This is a genomic window from Scytonema sp. PCC 10023, from assembly GCF_963920835.1.
Lineage (GTDB): Bacteria > Cyanobacteriota > Cyanobacteriia > Cyanobacteriales > Nostocaceae > Kalymmatonema.
Genome location: NZ_CAWUDP010000242.1, coordinates 1 through 3338 on the forward strand (window position 1 = coordinate 1; position 3338 = coordinate 3338).

Below are 3338 nucleotides of genomic sequence, written 5' to 3' on the forward strand. Positions count from 1 at the left end.
TACAGAGGAGAGTTTGAAAAAAGAGATTCCGGTTTATTCCGTTTTCTCGCTACACAGTATCTGCCAGTTACTTATTGGTAGCAAGTTTCTCCCGCAACTACATATAGTATTACTTGATGGAATTGGGTTTGGCGGGTTTAACCTTGTTCATCTTCCAGAATTAGCCTATAGACTGCAACTACCCTGCGTTGCCCTGATGCGGCGTTTACCTGATTTAATTGCTGTAGAGGAAGCAATGAGTCGCTTGCCATTTTTCCAACAACGGCAGGATCTGTTAAAGCTTGCAGGTACGATTTATGAATATCCACCTTTTTTCTTCCAAGTGTGTGGTGAAGAACCAGAGGTGATAGCAGCAGTATTGCAACGCTTAACTGACTGCGGTAAACTTCCAGAAGCTTTACGTTTAGCACATTTGATTGCTGCAGCTGTTATTAAAGGAGAAAGCAGCAGCTCGGCATAATGACTTATTTTTTAATGGTGCTGCGTTATGCTAAAGCACACTATCATCCAAAATTGAAAATCTCTCAGTCTTGTTGGTGCGAAAAAACGTAAGCACCCCAAAGCGAAAGAGCGATCGCCATCACCAGTAAAATCGGCACGCTATACCAAGGAAACTGAGACAATGGCATATAAACAGCTGCACGCAATCCGATGCTGGCGTAAGTCAAGGGTAACAAGTAAACTACGAATTTCAAGGCTGTTGGTAATGTACTCGGGTCAAAAAACGTTGCTCCTAAGAATGACATAGGGATAATGATGAAGTTGTTGTAGAGTCCGACTGATTCAAGAGATTTCACCGTCAAACCTACAATGACTCCTAACCCGGCAAAAACGGCACAACTAAGCACCAGTATCAACACAAACAACGGGTTGAGAAAATTCCAATTCCCAGTAAAGAGTAGCGCTACCAAAATCACACCCAGCGAAGTCATCAATCCCCGCGTCACTCCCGCCAGCATTTTACCTGTATGTAGCGCCAGGGGATGCACGGGGACGAGCAATAATTCGTCGAAGTTTTTGGTAAATAGTCTGTCCCCGCAGATGGAAAACGTTGTTCCAACAAAGCTGACTGTCATTGACGACAGGGCTACCATCCCCGGCAAAATGAATTCCAAATAGTTATCATAATTAGCACTAATTCCTGCCCCTGGTTTGATGGAACTACCTAAACCGAAACCAAAAGCCAAAATGTATATCAGTGGAGATATTAATCCCGACGAAGCGATTTGTACAATCCGTACACGTAAGTCTAGCCAATCCCCCCAAAAAATTGTGAGGCTATCGGCTAGGAGGGTTTGAAATTGTGAGATTTTTATACTCTTGCCCAAGGCTCGTTGAAATGTCACTTTACTTGTACTGTATGTATTAATATTTTCTTAAAATTTATTTTACATTTCTTGACGACACCAGTATCAAAGGTAATAAAAAGCTCTCATACAGTCAATTTATTAGTACCATTTGTACATGGTAACTATTTACTCTAACAACTCATGATTAAATACTTGGTTAAAAGTTGAATTTTCAATTAACCAATAGACGAAAAATGCATGGCAATTATTGTAGATATAAATAATGGTTAAAGTTAAGCCTAAATGTCTAGCGGATTTGCTGATGAATGCCAATTGGTAGGAACATAAGAGAAAAAGTTACAGACAATGACACTCAAGAATCGGCATACTGAAAGAAGGGGAGCAGTTGAACCCACTCCCTGCTGTCCAAAACCTAAAGTTGATTAAACGAAAATGAGACGAAAATCCACTGGTAGAACAGCTACTACTACTCCTAAACCCTCTATCTTGCAATCGCCTATCTTTAATTTCACCACCATAGCAATTTTGGGAGGGGTGTTTGTTTTGGGTATTGGGATTGGTATTGCTTTTAGCTCCACGGCTACCTTTACTCCAAACAACGTAGCTAGCCGAGAATTCATTGATACCAAAGCACCAAATGCTGAGATTTGCGTGCAGTATGGAGCCAGCGCTATGGTCATGGACACTAGACTGTTTGTGACTCTCAACCCCTTTAAAGTCTACGTCGGGCAGCCCAGTATGCGTCCGGGATGTGTTTTACGTTCGAGTAACTGGGCGATTTTAGAGCAACGAAAGCTTGTGACATCAAACCAGGTAAGCGAATGCAAAAATCGTCTGAACCACTTTGCCTATGCGGGTGACTTGAACAGCGACAAACCCGATATTAGCTGCACCTACGAAAACGATGATGCGAAAAACTTCTTCATCAATACTCCAGGAGCATCAGCTCCAACACTGGAAACAGAGAAATTCTAGAAAAGAACGAAGACAGAACAAGGAAGACAGAAGAAGGAAGAAAGAAGAGTTACCGCTCCCAAAAACCTATACAAATCTACTCAACAGCCTAAAAAGGTTGTGTGGTAGGGTGTATGGGTTTTTGAGTACAAGCGTGGGTCAACTAGCAATGGTTATGATGCATTGGATGTAAGGTTTGTAGATTGCCCTCACTGTCAAAAACAGCATGATAGAGACATCAATGCTGCAATAAATATTAGCCCTCTTCTGTCACTTTCCTGGAGGGCGATTGCGCTCTGCGCAGTGCCCGAAGGGCAATCGCTATAAGCCTTATGAGGCAATCAATACAAGCTATACTATTAGAAAAAAATTGATTTTGTATTTGTTATTAGAAAAGAATCGCGCAATCGCTTGTTATACAAAAGCTCTAGAATTCAGAAATGGCAAATGTTTTCGGAGAGTGACAGAAGAGGGTTAGAAATGAAGGTTTGCGATTATTAGCTTTAGGAACTAGCGCTACTGCCCTTGGAGGGGATGTAATACCAAAGTCGTCAGGACGTAAAAAATCCATGACGACTGAGGCAATCCCCGATGAATTGGGAAGCCTACACTGTACCCAGAGGTCAGTGTAGGTAGTTCACCTAGTACCGTTGGGAAAGGGATCACCAAACTCAATCACTCTAGAATTTGGATAACTCGGTGGATAGCTGGGGGCGTTTGGCACTGGAAAATTTGGCGTACCCACAGAAGGAATACCGTTGTTAGGATTTCTGGGCTGATATGGAGAAGAAGGTGGGGGAACAATAGAACTAGGGAACTGAGAGGGATTATTAGGAGTGAAAGGCGGTACTCGCACAGATGGTGTTTGTGGAAAGTTAGTGTTAGTCGGGGGTAGGGTTGTTAATGGTGGCGGTACGCTGAAATCGCTAGCTTGAGGCGGATTGTACACAGCAGGTGGTAAGTTACCTGGTGGCTGAGGCGAATTGTACACAGCAGGTGGTAAGTTACCTGGTGGCTGTGGCGGATTGTACACAGCAGATGGTAAGTTACTTGGTGGCTGAGGCGGATTGTACA

Annotated in this window: 4 protein-coding genes and 1 pseudogene; 3 read left to right on the forward strand and 2 right to left on the reverse strand. The window is 42.9% G+C overall.

Annotation, left to right across the window (positions count from 1 at the left end; translation table 11 throughout):
- A partial coding sequence (locus tag ACM0OZ_RS48280) for a DUF99 family protein (RefSeq protein WP_414590065.1) occupies positions 1–460 on the forward strand: 460 nt, incomplete at its 5' end.
- 64 nt (positions 461–524) lie between these two features.
- On the opposite strand, the gene ACM0OZ_RS48285 is transcribed toward ACM0OZ_RS48280, so the two are convergent.
- Positions 525–1346 (reverse strand): ABC transporter permease, encoded by an 822-nt coding sequence (locus ACM0OZ_RS48285; RefSeq protein WP_414590066.1) that lies wholly within the window; start codon positions 1344–1346, stop codon positions 525–527.
- A 396-nt stretch (positions 1347–1742) separates the two neighbouring features.
- Between ACM0OZ_RS48285 and ACM0OZ_RS48290 the strand changes: the two genes are divergently transcribed.
- The gene (locus ACM0OZ_RS48290) at positions 1743–2285 is read left to right on the forward strand and encodes a DUF3172 domain-containing protein (protein WP_073629618.1); all 543 of its coding nucleotides are present in this window, start codon (positions 1743–1745) and stop codon (positions 2283–2285) included.
- 162 nt (positions 2286–2447) lie between these two features.
- A complete protein-coding gene (locus tag ACM0OZ_RS48295; protein ID WP_414590067.1) occupies positions 2448–2591 on the forward strand; it encodes a zinc ribbon domain-containing protein in 144 nt (47 codons plus the stop codon).
- A gap of 310 nt (positions 2592–2901) precedes the next feature.
- On the opposite strand, the pseudogene ACM0OZ_RS48300 reads toward ACM0OZ_RS48295, so the two are convergent.
- A pseudogene (locus ACM0OZ_RS48300) lies at positions 2902–3338 on the reverse strand (AMIN domain-containing protein); the annotation flags it as partial.

What these genes read in the sequence shown, in the direction of transcription:
- ACM0OZ_RS48290 (WP_073629618.1), top strand. Translation starts at nt 1,743, where the DNA reads ATGAGACGAAAATCCACTGGTAGAACAGCTACTACTACTCCTAAACCC.